General features: G+C 66.4%; 23 protein-coding genes. All 23 read left to right on the top strand.

Annotated elements, in window-relative coordinates; genetic code table 11:
• Nucleotides 1–25 precede the first annotated feature (25 nt).
• The 23 genes from ACV22W_RS24300 to tatA all read left to right on the top strand — a co-directional run bounded on the left by ACV22W_RS24300 (nucleotide 26) and on the right by tatA (nucleotide 16,777).
• Nucleotides 26–847, top strand: coding sequence for an ABC transporter ATP-binding protein (locus ACV22W_RS24300; protein WP_448022222.1), 822 nt, complete (start codon nucleotides 26–28; stop codon nucleotides 845–847).
• On the top strand, nucleotides 844–1,611 hold the full coding sequence (mlaE, locus tag ACV22W_RS24295; protein ID WP_448022221.1) for a lipid asymmetry maintenance ABC transporter permease subunit MlaE: 768 nt from the start codon (nucleotides 844–846) through the stop codon (nucleotides 1,609–1,611). Before ACV22W_RS24300 ends, mlaE begins: the two co-directional genes overlap by 4 nt.
• Nucleotides 1,612–1,635: 24 nt before the next feature.
• The gene (mlaD, locus tag ACV22W_RS24290) at nucleotides 1,636–2,196 is read left to right on the top strand and encodes an outer membrane lipid asymmetry maintenance protein MlaD (RefSeq protein ID WP_448022220.1); all 561 of its coding nucleotides are present in this window, start codon (nucleotides 1,636–1,638) and stop codon (nucleotides 2,194–2,196) included.
• Nucleotides 2,197–2,228: 32 nt separating this feature from the next.
• Complete coding sequence (locus ACV22W_RS24285; RefSeq protein ID WP_448022252.1) at nucleotides 2,229–3,212, top strand: MlaA family lipoprotein; 984 nt, start codon at nucleotides 2,229–2,231, stop codon at nucleotides 3,210–3,212.
• Between the two features lie 110 nt (nucleotides 3,213–3,322).
• Nucleotides 3,323–3,952 carry an MlaC/ttg2D family ABC transporter substrate-binding protein gene (locus ACV22W_RS24280; protein ID WP_448022219.1) on the top strand — a complete coding sequence of 210 codons (630 nt, stop codon included), beginning with the start codon at nucleotides 3,323–3,325 and terminating at the stop codon, nucleotides 3,950–3,952.
• On the top strand, nucleotides 3,949–4,224 hold the full coding sequence (locus tag ACV22W_RS24275; protein WP_059467858.1) for an STAS domain-containing protein: 276 nt from the start codon (nucleotides 3,949–3,951) through the stop codon (nucleotides 4,222–4,224). Before ACV22W_RS24280 ends, ACV22W_RS24275 begins: the two co-directional genes overlap by 4 nt.
• A 192-nt stretch (nucleotides 4,225–4,416) precedes the next feature.
• Complete coding sequence (locus tag ACV22W_RS24270) at nucleotides 4,417–5,343, top strand: ABC transporter ATP-binding protein (protein WP_448022218.1); 927 nt, start codon at nucleotides 4,417–4,419, stop codon at nucleotides 5,341–5,343.
• Nucleotides 5,340–6,194 carry an ABC transporter permease gene (locus tag ACV22W_RS24265; protein ID WP_448022217.1) on the top strand — a complete coding sequence of 285 codons (855 nt, stop codon included), beginning with the start codon at nucleotides 5,340–5,342 and terminating at the stop codon, nucleotides 6,192–6,194. The genes ACV22W_RS24270 and ACV22W_RS24265 overlap by 4 nt, the downstream gene beginning before the upstream one ends.
• Nucleotides 6,195–6,244: 50 nt before the next feature.
• On the top strand, nucleotides 6,245–6,484 hold the full coding sequence (locus ACV22W_RS24260) for a BolA family protein (protein ID WP_006477131.1): 240 nt from the start codon (nucleotides 6,245–6,247) through the stop codon (nucleotides 6,482–6,484).
• A 13-nt stretch (nucleotides 6,485–6,497) separates the two neighbouring features.
• Entirely contained in the window at nucleotides 6,498–7,847 is a 1,350-nt protein-coding gene (gene murA, locus ACV22W_RS24255; RefSeq protein WP_059702572.1) for a UDP-N-acetylglucosamine 1-carboxyvinyltransferase, read from the top strand.
• Entirely contained in the window at nucleotides 7,844–8,497 is a 654-nt protein-coding gene (gene hisG, locus ACV22W_RS24250) for an ATP phosphoribosyltransferase (protein ID WP_006751807.1), read from the top strand. Before murA ends, hisG begins: the two co-directional genes overlap by 4 nt.
• Nucleotides 8,498–8,521: 24 nt before the next feature.
• Nucleotides 8,522–9,838 (top strand): histidinol dehydrogenase, encoded by a 1,317-nt coding sequence (gene hisD / locus ACV22W_RS24245; protein ID WP_059692366.1) that lies wholly within the window; start codon nucleotides 8,522–8,524, stop codon nucleotides 9,836–9,838.
• Between the two features lie 119 nt (nucleotides 9,839–9,957).
• The gene (gene hisC / locus ACV22W_RS24240; protein WP_059535638.1) at nucleotides 9,958–11,031 is read left to right on the top strand and encodes a histidinol-phosphate transaminase; all 1,074 of its coding nucleotides are present in this window, start codon (nucleotides 9,958–9,960) and stop codon (nucleotides 11,029–11,031) included.
• 65 nt (nucleotides 11,032–11,096) lie between these two features.
• A complete protein-coding gene (gene hisB, locus ACV22W_RS24235) occupies nucleotides 11,097–11,684 on the top strand; it encodes an imidazoleglycerol-phosphate dehydratase HisB (protein ID WP_006751804.1) in 588 nt (195 codons plus the stop codon).
• A 62-nt stretch (nucleotides 11,685–11,746) separates the two neighbouring features.
• Complete coding sequence (locus ACV22W_RS24230; protein ID WP_059535640.1) at nucleotides 11,747–12,367, top strand: MarC family protein; 621 nt, start codon at nucleotides 11,747–11,749, stop codon at nucleotides 12,365–12,367.
• On the top strand, nucleotides 12,364–13,005 hold the full coding sequence (gene hisH, locus ACV22W_RS24225) for an imidazole glycerol phosphate synthase subunit HisH (protein ID WP_059535642.1): 642 nt from the start codon (nucleotides 12,364–12,366) through the stop codon (nucleotides 13,003–13,005). The genes ACV22W_RS24230 and hisH overlap by 4 nt, the downstream gene beginning before the upstream one ends.
• 175 nt (nucleotides 13,006–13,180) lie before the next feature.
• A complete protein-coding gene (gene hisA, locus ACV22W_RS24220) occupies nucleotides 13,181–13,936 on the top strand; it encodes a 1-(5-phosphoribosyl)-5-[(5-phosphoribosylamino)methylideneamino]imidazole-4-carboxamide isomerase (protein ID WP_059535644.1) in 756 nt (251 codons plus the stop codon).
• Nucleotides 13,937–14,042: 106 nt separating this feature from the next.
• Nucleotides 14,043–14,816 (top strand): imidazole glycerol phosphate synthase subunit HisF, encoded by a 774-nt coding sequence (gene hisF, locus ACV22W_RS24215; RefSeq protein WP_059535646.1) that lies wholly within the window; start codon nucleotides 14,043–14,045, stop codon nucleotides 14,814–14,816.
• Nucleotides 14,816–15,232: a phosphoribosyl-AMP cyclohydrolase gene (hisI, locus tag ACV22W_RS24210; protein WP_448022216.1), complete on the top strand. Its 417-nt coding sequence runs from the start codon at nucleotides 14,816–14,818 to the stop codon at nucleotides 15,230–15,232. The genes hisF and hisI overlap by 1 nt, the downstream gene beginning before the upstream one ends.
• The gene (locus ACV22W_RS24205; protein WP_044845953.1) at nucleotides 15,229–15,594 is read left to right on the top strand and encodes a phosphoribosyl-ATP diphosphatase; all 366 of its coding nucleotides are present in this window, start codon (nucleotides 15,229–15,231) and stop codon (nucleotides 15,592–15,594) included. Before hisI ends, ACV22W_RS24205 begins: the two co-directional genes overlap by 4 nt.
• 71 nt (nucleotides 15,595–15,665) lie before the next feature.
• Nucleotides 15,666–16,058 (top strand): DUF4870 family protein, encoded by a 393-nt coding sequence (locus ACV22W_RS24200; protein WP_059449807.1) that lies wholly within the window; start codon nucleotides 15,666–15,668, stop codon nucleotides 16,056–16,058.
• A 29-nt stretch (nucleotides 16,059–16,087) separates the two neighbouring features.
• Nucleotides 16,088–16,453, top strand: coding sequence for a histidine triad nucleotide-binding protein (locus ACV22W_RS24195; protein ID WP_059820892.1), 366 nt, complete (start codon nucleotides 16,088–16,090; stop codon nucleotides 16,451–16,453).
• A gap of 93 nt (nucleotides 16,454–16,546) precedes the next feature.
• Nucleotides 16,547–16,777, top strand: coding sequence for a Sec-independent protein translocase subunit TatA (gene tatA, locus ACV22W_RS24190; protein WP_034183658.1), 231 nt, complete (start codon nucleotides 16,547–16,549; stop codon nucleotides 16,775–16,777).
• Nucleotides 16,778–16,779: the final 2 nt, after the last annotated feature.

Genomic DNA, 16,779 nt, shown 5'->3' with positions numbered 1-16,779 from the left:
TCTGCGTAAAAGGACTGTCAGCTCCGTGAGCCCCACTCCTACCGAGACACTGCTGGAACTTCGCGACGTCGACTTTGGCTACGGCGACCGCCTCGTCCTGTCGAACCTGAACATGCGCTTCGGGCGCGGCCAGGTCGTCGCCGTCATGGGCGGGTCGGGTTGCGGCAAGACGACCGTGCTGCGCCTGATCGGCGGCTTGGTGCGCGCAAGCCGTGGCCAGGTGCTGTTCGACGGCGCCGACGTCGGCGCGCAGACGCGCGACGGCCTGTACGCGCTGCGCCGCAAGATGGGCATGCTGTTCCAGTTCGGCGCGCTGTTTACCGACATGTCGGTGTTCGAGAACGTCGCGTTCGCGCTGCGTGAACACACCGACCTGCCCGAAGACCTGATCCGCGACCTGGTGCTGATGAAGCTCAACGCGGTCGGCCTGCGCGGCGCGCGCGACCTGATGCCGTCGGAGGTGTCCGGCGGGATGGCGCGCCGCATCGCGCTCGCGCGCGCGATCGCGCTCGACCCGCAGCTCATCATGTACGACGAACCGTTCGCGGGCCTCGATCCGATCTCGCTCGGCATCACGGCGAACCTGATCCGCACGCTGAACGAGGCGCTCGGCGCGACGTCGATCCTCGTCACGCACGACGTGCCGGAATCGTTCGCGATCGCCGACTACGTGTATTTTCTGGCCAATGGCGGCGTGCTCGCGCAGGGTACGCCCGACGAGCTGCGCGCGTCGACCGACCCGAGCGTGCGACAGTTCATCGACGGCGCGCCGGACGGCCCGTTCAAATTTCATTACACGAGCCCGCCGCTGGCTGCGGATTTCGGGCTCGGCGGAGGGCGCGCATGATCAGCGCGATCGGACGTTACGTCATCGGCGGCCTCGAGCGCGCGGGCTACGGCACGCGGCTGTTCGTGCGCCTCGTGCTGGAATTCTTCCCGTTGCTGCGCCGGCCGCGGCTGGTCACGAAGCAGATCCACTTCCTCGGCAACTATTCGTTCGTGATCATTGCCGTGTCGGGCTTGTTCGTCGGCTTCGTGCTCGGCCTGCAGGGCTATTACACGCTGAATCGCTACGGGTCCGAGCAGGCGCTCGGCCTGCTGGTCGCGCTGTCGCTGGTGCGCGAGCTCGGCCCGGTCGTGACCGCGCTGCTGTTCGCGGGCCGCGCGGGCACGTCGCTCACGGCCGAGATCGGACTGATGAAGGCTGGCGAGCAGCTCACCGCGCTCGAGATGATGGCCGTCGATCCGATCAAGACGGTGATCGCGCCGCGTCTGTGGGCCGGCATCATCGCGATGCCGCTGCTCACCGCGATCTTCAACGCGGTCGGCGTGCTCGGCGGTTATTTCGTCGGGGTCGTGCTGATCGGCGTCGATCCGGGCGCGTTCTGGTCGCAGATGCAGGGCGGGGTCGAGGTGTGGGCCGACGTCGGCAATGGCGTGATCAAGAGCATCGTGTTCGGGTTCGCCGTGACCTTCATTGCACTGTTTCAAGGGTATGAAGCGAAGCCCACGCCCGAGGGCGTGTCTCGCGCGACGACCAAGACGGTCGTGTTCGCGTCGCTCGCCGTACTCGGCCTCGATTTCCTGCTGACCGCGCTGATGTTCAGCTAAGCCTCAGCCAAGCCAAATTTTGGGATGACGATGAAAAAGACTGCTCTCGACTTCTGGGTCGGCCTGTTCGTGGTGGTGGGCTTCCTTGCTGTGCTGTTCCTGGCGCTCAAGGTCGGCAACATGAGCTCGCTGTCGTTTCAGCCGACCTACTCGGTGAGGATGAAATTCGACAATATCGGCGGGCTGAAGCCGCGCGCCGCGGTGAAGAGCTCGGGCGTCGTGGTCGGCCGCGTGAAGTCGATCGGCTTCGACACCAACACCTACCAGGCGGTGGTGACGATCGATATCGACGGCCAGTATCCGTTCCCGAAGGATTCGTCGGCGAAGATCCTGACGTCGGGCCTGCTCGGCGAGCAGTACATCGGCCTCGATCCGGGCGGCGACACCGAAATGCTGAAGGCGGGCGATACGATCACGATGACGCAGTCGGCGATCGTGCTCGAGAACCTGATCGGCCAGTTCCTGTACAGCAAGGCAGCCGACGCGGGTGGCGCGAAGCCGGCATCGGGGGCCTCGGCCACGCCGGCCGCACCCGCGCCGGTCGCGGTGCCCGCCTCCGCGGTGTCCGGTTCGACCGCCCAATAACCACACGAGAGAAAGACAAGAGGGTAATGACCATGCAGACGATCCGCATCAGGCACGCCGCGCTCGCGGTGGCGGCAGTCGCCGCGTTGAGCGGTTGCGCGACCGTGCAGACGCCGACCAAGGGCGATCCGCTCGAAGGCTTCAACCGGTCGATGTACAAGTTCAACGACACGGTTGACACGTACGCGCTGAAACCGGTGGCGAAGGGCTACCAGTACGTGGTGCCGCAGCCGGTGCGCGACAGCGTGACGAACTTCTTCTCGAACATCGGTGACGTCTACATCGCCGCGAACAACATCGTGCAGCTGCGAATCGCGGACGGCGTCGGCGACATCATGCGCGTCGTGATCAACACGGTATTCGGTGTCGGCGGCCTGTTCGACGTCGCGACGATCGCGAAACTGCCGAAGCACACGGCCGACTTCGGGATCACGATGGGCCGCTACGGCATGCCGTCGGGCCCGTATCTCGTGCTGCCGCTGCTCGGCCCGAGCACGCTGCGCGACACGGCAGGCCTCGGCGTCGACTACGTGGGCAATCCGCTCACCTACGTGAAGCCGGACGGCCTGAGCTGGGGCCTGTTCGGCGTGAACCTCGTCAACACGCGTGCGAACCTGCTCGGCGCGGGCGACGTGCTGGATGCCGCGGCGCTCGACAAGTATTCGTTCGTGCGCAATGCGTACCTGCAGCGCCGCCAGATGCTGATCGACAACGCGCGCGGTCAGGCCTCGACGGCGTCGAGCACCGATGCGCTGCCGAAGTACGACCTGCCGGACGACGGCGCGGCACCGGCGGCAGCCGGCGCGGCGGGAACGGCGGGTGCGGCGGCAGTCGGCGGCGCGGCGGCACCGGCCGGCGCATCGGCACCGGCCGGCGCATCGGGCGCGGCCGTTGCCGCACCGGCGTCGGGCAGTGCCGAAGCACCGAACCCGGCCAGCGCGACGAACGTGCCGGCAATGCAGATGACGCCGCCCGCACCGGGCGGGATTCGTTTCCCTAGCATCAAGCTGCACTGACCCATTTACATTCGTTACAGCCGGAAACGATTCAGTCGGTGGCGCACGCGAACTTGCGCGTAAGCTACCGGCTCCAACCTACGCATCGACTCTTCATGCAGGTCACTATGATGAAAAAACTGTTCCTGATCCCCGTTTTCGCGGCGCTGTTCTCGTTCGGCAGCGCAGCTCACGCGCAAGTCGACCAGTCGAACCCGCAAGCGCTGATCAAGACGGCGACGCAGCAGGTCCTCGACGAGGTCAAGCAGCAGACGATCAAGCAGGGCGACACCAACCGCATCATTACGATCGTCAACAAGGACATCCTGCCGTACACCGATTTCCGCCGCACCACGCAGCTCGCGATGGGTCGCAACTGGCGCGCGGCATCGGCCGAGCAGCAGCAACAGGTTCAGGAGCAGTTCAAGCTGCTGCTGATCCGCACGTATTCGGGCGCGCTCGCGCAGCTGAAGCCGGACCAGCAGATCCAGTACCCGCCGTTCCGCGCCGATCCGGCCGACACCGACGTGGTCGTGAAGACGGTCGCGATGAACAACGGCCAGCCGGTCCAGATCGACTATCGCCTGTACAAGTCGGCGAATGGCTGGAAGGTGTATGACCTGAACGTGCTCGGCGCGTGGCTGATCCAGACGTACCAGCAGCAGTTCAACGAGAAGATCCAGCAAAGCGGCGTGGACGGCCTGATCCAGTTCCTGACGCAGCGCAACCAGCAACTTGCCGCCGGCAAGCAGGCGTCGTGAGCGGCTTCGAAGCAGGCTCTTCGCTGACCGTCGCGAGCGCGAAGTCCGCGCTCGCGGACGGTCTTGCGCGCATCGGCGCCGGCGCGACCGCCGTCGATTGCGCCGCGCTGACGCAGTTCGACTCGTCCGCGCTCGCCGTGCTGCTCGCATGGCAACGTGCCGCCAAAGCGCGCGGCGCGACCCTCGATATCCTCAATCTCCCGCAGAAGCTCGCCAGCCTCGCGCGCGCCTACGGCGTCGACGCGCTCATCGACGGCACCGGGCGACATTGACCCTGTCCGACCGAAGCCTGCCGCGCCAGCCGGCGCGCGCACGCTTCAGGCCGCGCGCCTCCTGCGCCGGCCCCGCCAGCCGGTTTGCCCTATAATCAAGCGTTTTGCGGGGCAGCCAATCGGCGTCCGGCCCCCATTTTCTTTCGCAGCAAGCACAGAATAGGCGTCGCGGCCCTTGCGCCGCGCACAGTCATGTCAGCCATAGAAATCCGTCACGTCAAGAAGCGCTACAAATCGCTTCAGGCGCTCAAGGGCGTCAGCCTGTCGGTCGAGGAAGGCGAGTTTTTCGGTCTGCTCGGCCCGAACGGCGCAGGCAAGACCACGCTCATCAGTATCCTCGCCGGGCTTGCCCGGGCCGATGAAGGCAGTATCTCGGTGCGCGGCCACGACGTCGTCAAGGACTTCCGCGATGCGCGCCGCGCGCTCGGCGTCGTGCCGCAGGAACTCGTGTTCGACCCGTTCTTCACCGTCCGCGAGACGCTGCGGATCCAGTCCGGCTATTTCGGGCTGCGCCGCAACGACGACTGGATCGACGAAGTGATGGCCAATCTCGACCTCACCGAGAAGGCCGACGCGAACATGCGCGCGCTGTCGGGCGGGATGAAGCGCCGCGTGCTCGTCGCGCAGGCGCTCGTGCACCGGCCGCCCGTGATCGTGCTCGACGAGCCGACGGCCGGCGTCGACGTCGAACTGCGCCAGACGCTGTGGCAGTTCATCTCGCGGCTGAACCGCGAGGGCCACACGATCGTCCTGACCACCCATTACCTCGAGGAAGCCGAGTCGCTGTGCGACCGCATCGCGATGCTGCGTCGCGGTGAAGTCGTCGCGCTCGACCGCACCGACGCGCTGCTGCGCCGCTTCGCGGGGCTGCAGCTGTATCTGCGGCTCGCGAACGGCGCGCTGCCCGCCGAGCTGCGCGGGCTGGAGACCGATCCGGCCGCGCGCGCGCCGGGCGAGCATCTGCTGCGCCTCACGAGCTACGACGATGTCGAGCGCATCCTCGCGCAGTGTCGCGCGGCCGGCTGCACGTTCGACGAGATCGAGGTCCGCAAGGCCGACCTCGAAGATGTGTTCGTCCAGGTGATGAACGGGGCCGAGGTCATCGAGGGTCTGGCATGAATCAACAATCCCCACGCGAACTTCGCTCGCTCGGGGGGGCGAAGCCCTCCCGTTCCCTGCAGGCTCCCGAGCCGGGTGCTACCGGGCGAGTGCCGGGAAGCGGTTTTCAAACACTGTTCTACAAGGAACTCCTGCGCTTCTGGAAAGTGTCGTTCCAGACGGTGTGCGCGCCGATCGTGACGGCGCTGCTGTACCTGACGATCTTCGGCCATGCGCTGTCGGGCCGCGTCGAGGTGTATCCGGGCGTCGAGTACGTGAGTTTTCTCGTGCCGGGCCTCGTGATGATGAGCGTGCTGCAGAACGCGTTCGCGAACAGCTCGTCGTCGCTGATCCAGTCGAAGATCACCGGCAACCTCGTGTTCGTGCTGCTGCCGCCGTTGTCCTACAGGGACATCTTCGGTGCGTATGTCCTCGCGTCCGTCGTGCGCGGGCTCGCGGTCGGCGCGGGCGTGTTCGTCGTGACGATCTGGTTTATCCCGATGCATTTCGCGGCGCCGTTGTTCATCATCGCGTTCGCGCTGCTCGGCTCGGCGATCCTCGGCACGCTCGGGCTGATCGCCGGGATCTGGGCCGAGAAGTTCGACCAGCTCGCCGCGTTCCAGAACTTCCTGATCATGCCGCTGACGTTCCTGTCCGGCGTGTTCTATTCGACGCACTCGCTGCCGCCCGTGTGGCGCGAGATCTCGCGTCTCAACCCGTTTTTCTACATGATCGACGGCTTCCGTTACGGGTTCTTCGGCGCGTCCGACATCAACCCGCTCGCGAGCCTCGCGATCGTCACCGGTTTCTTCGTGCTGCTCGCGATGTTCGCGATGCGGCTGCTCGCGACCGGCTACAAACTGCGTCATTGATATCGACGGCGGCGGCCGCCACGGGCGGCGCGCGCCGACAGGAGCCCCTCATGTTGCCGACTCCCGAACAGGTCAAGCAATACATCGCCGGCGGTCTCGCCTGCACTCATCTGGAAGTCGAAGGCGACGGCCAGCATTTCTTCGCGACGATCGTGTCGGCGGCCTTCGAAGGCAAGCGGCCGATCCAGCGGCACCAGCTCGTCTATGCGGCGCTCGGCGATCGCATGAAGCAGGAAATTCACGCGCTCAGCATGAAGACGCTGACGCCCGCCGAATGGCAGAACGCATAACCGGAAACACTGAGTGCAAGTCACCGTCAACGAGCGCGACGCCGTCCAGAGCGTCGCCACGGCACACCCGGCCGCCAACGGGGAATCGCAGGGACATGGGATGGACAAGCTGGTGATCGAAGGCGGTCGCCGGTTGTCGGGCGAGATCGTCGTGTCGGGCGCGAAGAACGCCGCGCTGCCGATCCTGTGCGCGGGGCTGCTCAGCGCCGAGCCGGTCGAACTCGACAACGTGCCGAACCTGAAGGACGTGCGCACCACGCTGAAGGTGCTGAGCCAGATGGGCGTGAAGAGCGAAACGGACGGCTGCCGCGTGCAACTCGACGCGTCGCGCGTCGACAACCTCGTCGCGCCGTACGAGCTCGTCAAGACGATGCGCGCGTCGATCCTCGTGCTCGGGCCGCTGCTTGCGCGCTTCGGCGAGGCGAAGGTGTCGCTGCCGGGCGGCTGCGCGATCGGCGCGCGGCCGGTCGACCAGCACATCAAGGGCCTGCAGGCGATGGGCGCCGAGATCAGCATCGAGCACGGCTTCATCGAAGCGCGCGCGAAGCGCCTGAAGGGCGCGCGCATCGTGACCGACATGATCACGGTCACGGGCACGGAAAACCTGCTGATGGCCGCGACGCTGGCCGATGGCGAGACGGTGATCGAGAACGCGGCACGCGAGCCGGAAGTGAGCGATCTCGCGCACTTGCTGGTCGCGATGGGCGCGAAAATCGACGGCATCGGCACCGACCGCCTCGTGATCCAGGGCGTCGAGCGGCTGCATGGCGCTCGCCATTCGGTGATTCCCGACCGCATCGAGGCCGGCACGTTCCTGTGCGCGGTCGCGGCGGCGGGCGGCGACGTGATGCTGACGGGCGTGCGTCCGCACATCCTCGACGCGGTGATCGACAAGCTGCGCGAGGCCGGCGTGTCGATCGAGGAAGGCGACAGCTGGCTGCGCGTGAAGATGGACCGCCGCCCGTCGGCGGTAACGATCCGCACGTCGGAATACCCGGCGTTTCCGACCGACATGCAGGCGCAGTTCATGGCCCTCAATTCGGTCGCGACGGGCACCGCGCAGGTCGTCGAGACCATTTTCGAGAACCGTTTCATGCACGTGCAGGAGCTGAACCGGCTCGGCGCGAACATCACGATCGACGGCAACACGGCGCTCGTGACCGGTGTCGACAAGCTGTCCGGCGCGAACGTGATGGCGACCGACCTGCGCGCGTCGGCGAGCCTCGTGATCGCCGGGCTGCGCGCCGAAGGCGAAACGCTCGTCGACCGCATCTATCACCTGGACCGCGGCTACGACCGCATGGAAACCAAACTGACCGCCGTCGGCGCGAACGTGCGCCGCCTCTCCGGGAGCCAAGCATGACCGCGCCGCTGACCCTCGCCCTGTCGAAGGGCCGGATTTTCGAGGAAACCCTGCCGCTGCTGGCGGCCGCCGGCGTGCAGGTGGCCGAGGATCCGGAAACGTCGCGCAAGCTGATCCTGCCGACGACCGATCCGAACCTGCGCGTGATCATCGTGCGCGCGAGCGACGTGCCGACCTACGTCGAATACGGCGCGGCCGATTTCGGCGTGGCCGGCAAGGACGTGCTGGTCGAGCACGGCGGCTCGGGCCTGTACCAGCCGATCGACCTGAACATTGCGCGCTGCCGGATGTCGGTGGCCGTGCCGGCCGGTTTCGACTATGCGAACGCGGTGCGCCAGGGCGCGCGCCTGCGGGTCGCGACCAAGTACGTCGAAACGGCACGCGAACACTTCGCCGCGAAAGGCGTGCACGTCGACCTGATCAAGCTGTACGGCTCGATGGAGCTGGCGCCGCTGGTCGGGCTGGCCGACGCGATCGTCGACCTCGTCAGCTCGGGCGGCACGCTGAAGGCGAACAATCTGGTCGAGGTCGAGGAGATCATGGCGATCTCGTCGCGCCTCGTCGTGAACCAGGCTGCGCTGAAGTTGAAGCGCGCGGCGCTCAAGCCGATTCTCGACGCGTTCGAACGCGCGTCGCAGAATGGCAATTGAGCGCATCACCGTAACGGAATTCCCATGGCCATCACCATCCGCAAACTCGATTCGACGAGCGACGGCTTCGACGCCGCGCTGCGTGCGGTGCTCGCGTTCGAGGCGAGCGAGGACGAAGCGATCGAGCAGTCGGTCGCGAAGATTCTCGCCGACGTGAAGTCGCGCGGCGACGCCGCGGTGCTCGAGTACACGAACCGCTTCGACCGGCTGGACGCGAGCAGCGTCGCCGCGCTCGAACTGCCGCAGGACGCGCTGCAGACGGCGCTCGACGGCCTCGCGCCGAAGGCGCGCGCTGCGCTGGAAGCCGCTGCCGCGCGCGTGCGTGCGTACCACGAGAAACAGAAGATCGAGTGCGGCACCCATAGCTGGCAGTACACGGAAAGCGACGGCACGGTGCTCGGCCAGAAGATCACGCCGCTCGACCGCGTCGGCCTGTACGTGCCGGGCGGCAAGGCCGCGTATCCGTCGTCGGTGCTGATGAACGCGATTCCCGCGCGCGTCGCGGGCGTCGGCGAGATCGTGATGGTCGTGCCGACCCCGGACGGCGTGAAGAACGACCTCGTGCTCGCCGCGGCGCTGCTCGGCGGCGTCGATCGCGTGTTCACGATCGGCGGCGCGCAGGCGGTCGGCGCGCTCGCGTACGGCACGGCCACGGTGCCGCCGGTCGACAAGATCTGCGGGCCGGGCAATGCATACGTCGCGTCGGCGAAACGCCGCGTGTTCGGCACGGTCGGCATCGACATGATCGCCGGCCCGTCGGAAATCCTCGTGCTGTGCGACGGCACGACCGATCCGAGCTGGGTCGCGATGGACCTGTTCTCGCAGGCCGAACACGACGAGCTCGCGCAGTCGATCCTGCTGTGCCCGGACGCCGCATTCCTCGAGCGCGTCGAGAAGGCGATCGACGAGCTGCTGCCGACGATGCCGCGCCAGGACGTGATCCGCGCGTCGCTGGAAGGCCGCGGCGCGCTGATCAAGGTGCGCGACATGGCCGAAGCGTGCCGGATCGCGAACGATATCGCGCCTGAGCACCTCGAGATTTCCGCGCTGGAGCCGCAGCAGTGGGGCCAGCAAATCCGCCACGCCGGCGCGATCTTCCTCGGCCGCTACACGAGCGAAAGCCTCGGCGACTACTGTGCGGGCCCGAACCACGTGCTGCCGACGTCGCGCACCGCGCGCTTCTCGTCGCCGCTCGGCGTGTACGACTTCATCAAGCGTTCGAGCCTGATCGAAGTCAGCGCCGAAGGTGCGCAGACGCTGGGCGAGATCGCCTCGGAGCTCGCATACGGCGAGGGGCTGCAGGCGCACGCGCGCAGCGCCGAGCTCCGGATGAAGGGGTGACGCGCGCCGGAGCCGCTGCCGACGCAGCGGTTCCGGTCGACGAGGAGGCCCGGCGCAGGGCGGCAGCCGCCGCCTTGCCGACCATTTGACGCCGGCGCGACGCACGCCGGCTTGAGACCATGACGACGCCACAAGACATCATCCGCCGCGACGTGCTCGCGATGACGAGCTACCCGGTGCCCGACGCGAGCGGCTTCGTGAAGCTCGACGCGATGGAGAACCCGTATTCGCTACCGGCACCGCTCGCGGCGGCGCTCGGCGAACGCCTCGCGCAGGTCGCGCTGAACCGCTACCCGGCGCCGCGCCCGGGCGCGCTGCTCGACAAGCTGCGCCGCGCGATGGGCGTGCCGGCCGCATGCGACGTGCTGCTCGGCAACGGCTCGGACGAAATCATCAGCATGATGTCGGTGGCGTGTGCGAAACCGGGCGCGAAGGTGCTCGCACCGGTGCCGGGCTTCGTGATGTACGAGTTGTCGGCGAAGTTCGCGCAGCTCGAATTCGTCGGCGTGCCGCTCAAGGCCGACCTGACGCTCGACGCCGACGCGATGATCGCAGCGATCGCCGAGCACCGGCCCGCGCTCGTCTACCTCGCTTACCCGAACAACCCGACCGGCACGCTGTACGACGAGGCCGACGTCGAGCGGATCATCGCGGCCGCGCCGCACAGCCTGATCGTGATCGACGAGGCGTACCAGCCGTTCGCGGAGCGCTCGTGGCTGCCGCGTGCCGCCGAGTTCGACAACGTCGTCGTGATGCGCACGGTGTCGAAGCTCGGCCTCGCGGGGATCCGCCTCGGCTATCTCGCCGGGTTGCCGGCGTGGCTGACCGAGTTCGACAAGGTGCGCCCGCCGTACAACATCAACGTGCTGACCCAGGCGACCGCCGATTTCCTGCTCGACCACCTCGACGTGCTCGACGCGCAGGCGGCCGAACTGCGTGCGGAACGCACGCGCCTCGCGCAGGCCGTGGCCGCGCTGCCGGGCACGACGGTGTTCCCGAGCGCCGGCAATTTCCTGCTGGTGCGCGTGCCGGACGCGGCCGCCGTGTTCGATGCGCTGCTCACGGAGCGGGTGCTGGTCAAAAACGTGAGTAAAATGCATCCGTTGCTGTCCGAATGCGTGCGGCTGACCGTCGGTTCTCCCGACGAAAACGCGCGCCTGCTGGCTGCTTTGAAACTCGCACTGCCCGGTTGACCCCAGGGCGCGGCGGCGCGCGACGATCAATCCCCATTTACATCAGACTCATTCAAGGAATTGCCATGCGTGTGGCGGAAGTCGTTCGCAATACCAGCGAAACGCAGATCCGTGTGAAGCTCGATCTCGACGGAACGGGCCGGCAAAAGCTGGCCACCGGCGTGCCGTTTCTCGACCATATGCTCGACCAGATCGCGCGACATGGTCTGATCGATCTCGAGGTCGAAGCGCATGGCGATACGCATATCGACGACCACCACACGGTCGAGGATGTCGGTATCACGCTCGGTCAGGCCGTCGCGAAGGCGATCGGCGACAAGAAGGGCATCCGCCGCTACGGCCATTCGTACGTGCCGCTCGACGAAGCGCTGTCGCGCGTCGTGATCGACTTCTCGGGCCGGCCCGGTCTTGAATTCCACGTGCCGTTCACGCGTGCGCGGATCGGTACGTTCGACGTCGACCTCTCCATCGAATTCTTCCGCGGGTTCGTGAACCACGCGGGCGTCACGCTGCACATCGACAACCTGCGCGGCATCAACGCGCATCACCAGCTCGAAACGGTGTTCAAGGCCTTCGGCCGGGCGCTGCGTGCGGCGGTGGAGCTCGATGAGCGCGCGGCGGGGCAGATTCCGTCGACGAAGGGCAGCCTCTAACTTCCGAACGGACAGGACGTCAACGACAACCTCACGGCTTCGGCGCGGCGCGCCGGCTTGCGATGGATCTGCTCAAATCGTTCATTTCGCTGCTGGCGCTGATCAACCCGATCGGCGCGGTGCCGTTCTTCCTGAGCCTGACGGCGCAGCAGTCGGACATCGAGCGGCGCCGCACGATCCGGATCGCGTCGGTGTCGGTGTTCTGCGTGATGACGGTGACGACGCTGCTCGGGCAGCAGATCATCGACTTCTTCGGCATTTCGGTCGGCTCCCTTGAAGTGGGCGGCGGCATCATCATGTTGCTGATGGCGATCAACATGCTGAACGCGCAGATCGGCAACACGCGATCGACGCCGGAGGAGCGCCACGAGGCCGAGCTGAAGGACAACATCGCGGTCGTGCCGCTGGCGATTCCGCTGCTCACGGGCCCCGGCTCGATCAGCACGGTGATCATCTATGCGGCGAACTCGCATCACTGGTATGAGCGAGCCGGGCTCGTCGCGATCGGCGCGGTCCTGGCTCTGCTGTGTTTCTTCGCGATGCGGCTTGCCGAGCCGATCGCGAACTGGATCGGCCGCACAGGCATCAACATCGCCACGCGGCTGATGGGTTTGATGCTGTCGGCGCTGGCGGTGGAATTCATCGTCAATGGACTGAGGGCGCTACTGCCTGCACTGAGATGAAAACTTCGATTGCGATTGTGGATTATGGGATGGGCAACCTGCGCTCGGTCGCGCAGGCGCTCAAGAAGGCCGAACCGGCCGCCGACGTGGCGATCGTCGATACGCCGGCCGCGATTCGTGCGGCCGACCGCGTCGTGCTGCCCGGCCAGGGAGCGATGCCCGACTGCATGCGCTGCCTCGGCGAATCGGGGCTGCAGGAAGCGGTGATCGAGGCGTCGCGCACGAAGCCGCTGCTGGGCGTGTGTGTCGGCGAGCAGATGCTGTTCGACTGGAGCGCGGAAGGCGACACGAAGGGTCTGGGCCTGTTGCCCGGCAAGGTCGTGCGCTTCGAGCTCGACGGCCGGCTGCAGGACGATGGCTCGCGCTTCAAGGTGCCGCAGATGGGCTGGAACCGCGTGCACCAGTCGCAGCCGCACCCGCTGTGGGACGGCGTGCCCGACGACGCGTATTTCTACTTCGTGCACAGCTATTACGTGCGCCCGGACAACCCGGCGCACACGGTCGGCGAAACGGCATACGGCGCGCCGTTTACGTCCGCGGTCGCGCGGGACAACCTCTTCGCGACCCAATTCCACCCCGAGAAAAGCGCGGAGGTCGGGTTGCGTCTGTATCGCAACTTCGTACACTGGAAACCGTGAACGTCGTGTGCGTGCCACATTCGGCGGGCGGGAAAGGCCCGTTCGCAAGCCCGCTATTGGCGGGAACAGGCCCTATGCGCCGAAAGAGTTGTACTAAACTAGCGAGACGGCGCGGCACCGGTTTGGCCGGTACGTGCCGGATTCTTTTCATTTTCCACGACGACACCCGATTGCTATGTTGCTGATTCCGGCCATCGATCTCAAAGACGGTCAGTGTGTGCGCCTCAAACAGGGCGATATGGACCAGGCCACGATTTTCTCCGAGGACCCGGCGGCGATGGCCCGCAAGTGGGTCGATCTCGGCGCCCGGCGGCTGCATCTGGTCGACCTGAACGGCGCGTTCGCCGGCAAGCCGAAGAATCTCGAAGCGATCGAAGCGATCCTCGACGAAGTCGGCGACGAAATCCCCGTGCAGCTCGGCGGCGGCATCCGCAGCCTCGAGACGATCGAGAAGTATCTCGACGCCGGCCTGTCCTACGTGATCATCGGCACCGCGGCCGTGAAGGACCCGGGCTTCCTGCAGGACGCGTGCACCGCGTTCGCGGGCAACATCATCGTCGGGCTGGACGCGAAGGACGGCAAGGTCGCGACCGACGGCTGGAGCAAGCTGACGGGCCACGAGGTGATCGATCTCGCGCGCAAGTTCGAGGACTACGGCGTCGAATCGATCGTCTACACGGACATCGGCCGCGACGGGATGCTGCAGGGCATCAACATCGAAGCGACCGTGAAGCTCGCCCAGGCGGTCGGCATTCCGGTGATCGCAAGCGGCGGCCTGTCGAACCTCACCGACATCGAGAACCTCTGTGAAGTGGAGGAGCACGGCGTCGAAGGCGTGATCTGCGGACGTGCGATCTACTCCGGCGATCTCGATTTCGCGGCCGCGCAAAAGCGCGCGGACGAACTGAACGGCGAACTCGACGACGCCTGAGCGCGGTCGTTCCGTTCGCCGGGGCCGCCAGCAGGCGGCCCCGACCGGACGCCTCGCGCGAGGCGTCCGTAACCGGCCGTCCCATCGCGGCATTTGGCGCAACATCATGGCTCTAGCTAAACGCATCATCCCCTGCCTGGACGTGACTGCCGGGCGTGTCGTCAAGGGCGTCAACTTCGTCGAACTGCGCGATGCCGGCGACCCCGTCGAAATCGCCCGCCGCTACGACGACCAGGGCGCCGACGAACTGACGTTCCTCGACATCACCGCGACCTCCGACCAGCGCGACCTGATCCTGCCGATCATCGAGGCCGTCGCGTCGCAGGTCTTCATTCCGCTGACCGTGGGCGGCGGCGTGCGCGCCGTCGAGGACGTTCGGCGCCTGTTGAACGCCGGCGCGGACAAGGTCAGCATGAATTCGTCGGCGGTCGCGAACCCGCAGCTCGTGCGCGACGCGGCCGACAAGTACGGCTCGCAGTGCATCGTCGTCGCGATCGACGCGAAGCGCGTGTCGGCCGACGGCGAGGCGCCGCGCTGGGAAGTCTTCACGCACGGCGGCCGCAAGGGCACGGGCATCGACGCGATCGAATGGGCGCGCAAGATGGCCGAGCTCGGCGCGGGCGAAATCCTGCTCACCAGCATGGACCGCGACGGCACGAAGTCGGGCTTCGACCTCGCGCTCACGCGCGGCGTGTCGGACGCGGTGCCGGTGCCGGTGATCGCGTCGGGCGGCGTGGGTTCGCTGCAGGACCTCGCGGACGGCATCAAGGACGGCCGCGCCGACGCGGTGCTGGCCGCGAGCATCTTCCACTACGGCGAGCACACGGTCGGAGAGGCGAAGCGCTTCATGGCCGACCAGGGCATTCCGGTGAGGCTGTGATGAATACGGAAACGACATCCCTGCCCGCGTGGCTCGACAAGGTCCGCTGGGACGACAACGGCCTCGTGCCGGTGATCGCGCAGGAAGCGTCGACGAACGACGTGCTGATGTTCGCGTGGATGAACCGCGAGGCGCTGGCGAAGACGATCGAGACGCAGCGCGCGGTCTACTATTCGCGTTCGCGCAAGCGCCTGTGGTTCAAGGGCGAGGAGTCGGGCCACGTGCAGCACGTGCATGAGGTGCGGCTCGACTGCGACGAGGACGTCGTGCTGCTGAAGGTCGAGCAGGTGTCGGGCATCGCATGCCACACCGGCCGGCATTCATGCTTCTTCCAGAAATTCGAAGGCACCGTGGACAGCGGCGACTGGGTCGCTGTCGATCCGGTGCTGAAAGACCCCGAACACATCTACAAATGACGCAATCGACCGAAGACACGCTGCTGCGCCTCGCGGCCGTGATCGATAGCCGCAAGGGCGGCGACCCCGAACAATCGTACGTATCGCGCCTGTTCCACAAGGGCGACGACGCGGTGCTGAAGAAGATCGGCGAAGAGGCGACCGAAGTCGTGCTGGCCGCGAAGGACGTGCGCCAGGGCGGCGCGCCGACGGCGCTGGTCGGCGAGGTGGCCGACCTGTGGTTTCACTGTCTCGTGATGCTGTCGCATTTCGACCTGAGCCCGGCCGACGTGATCGCCGAACTCGAACGCCGCGAAGGGCTGTCGGGAATCGAGGAAAAGGCGCTGCGCAAGCGCCGCGAGCGCGAGGAAAACGGCGGGTGACGACACGCGGCCTGCCGTGCCGACGACAGTGCGGTAAGCTGTAAGAATTGTCATCTTACGGGGGTAGCATCATGACCGATACGCCGAGCCAGTTTCCGACACCGTCGGTGCCGGGCGCAGCGGACGCCGAGCGACTGAAAGGTCTGCGCACGCTGACGCACGTGCTGTACGGCCTCTATGCGATTCATTGGCTGACGGGCGGCGTCACCGGGATCATCGCGATCATCATCAACTACGTGAAGCGCGACGACGTGGCCGGCACGCCGTACGCCGACCATTTCGAGTGGCAGATCCGCACGTTCTGGCGCGCGCTGATCGCCTACGTGATCGGCTTCGCGCTGATGTTCGTGGTGGTGGGATTCGTCGTCATGTTTGTCACATGGATTTGGACGCTGTACCGTATCATCAAAGGTTGGCTGTACCTGAACGACAACAAGACGCTCGATCCGCAGGCCTGGTTCTGACCGGCGCGCGGGCGTTTCGCAGGAGCAACATGAGTCACGATCCGAATTGCCTGTTCTGCAAGATCGCGGCGGGCGAGATCCCGAGCACGAAGGTGCACGAGGACGACGAATTCGTCGCGTTCCGCGACATCCGCCCGGCGGCCGAGACACACGTGCTCGTGATTCCGCGCCGGCACCTGCCGACGCTGTCGGCGGCGAGCGAGGCCGATGCGCCGATGCTCGGCCGGCTGATGCTGCTGGTCGCCCGTCTGGCCGACCAGCTCGGCGTTGCGTACACGGGAGGCGAAACCGGTTTTCGCACGGTGATCAACACGGGCCCCGGCGGCGGGCAGGAGGTCTACCACCTGCACGCGCATATCCTGGCCGGCCCGCGCCCGTGGTTGCGGATGGGTTGACGTGGCGGGGCGTTTCCCCGCATCGATAGTCGAAGCCGGCGTGCCGCCGGCGATTTGCGCCGCGACGCGGCGTGGTTGAGGAGAGGTTTCATCATGGGTGGATTGAGCATTTGGCACTGGTTGATCGTGCTGCTGATCGTCGCGCTGGTTTTCGGTACGAAGAAGCTGCGCAACATCGGCAACGACCTCGGCAGCGCCGTGAAGGGTTTCAAGGACGGCATGAAGGAAGGCGAGACACCGGCGGACGCGCAGCAACTGCCGCGTTCGGGGTCGGTCGACGTCAACGCGAAGGAAACGACGCGTTCCGACTCGAACAAGGCGTAACG

It is taken from the genome of Burkholderia sp. AW49-1 (assembly GCF_053427845.1).
This window is presented reverse-complemented; position numbering and strand designations above follow the sequence as displayed.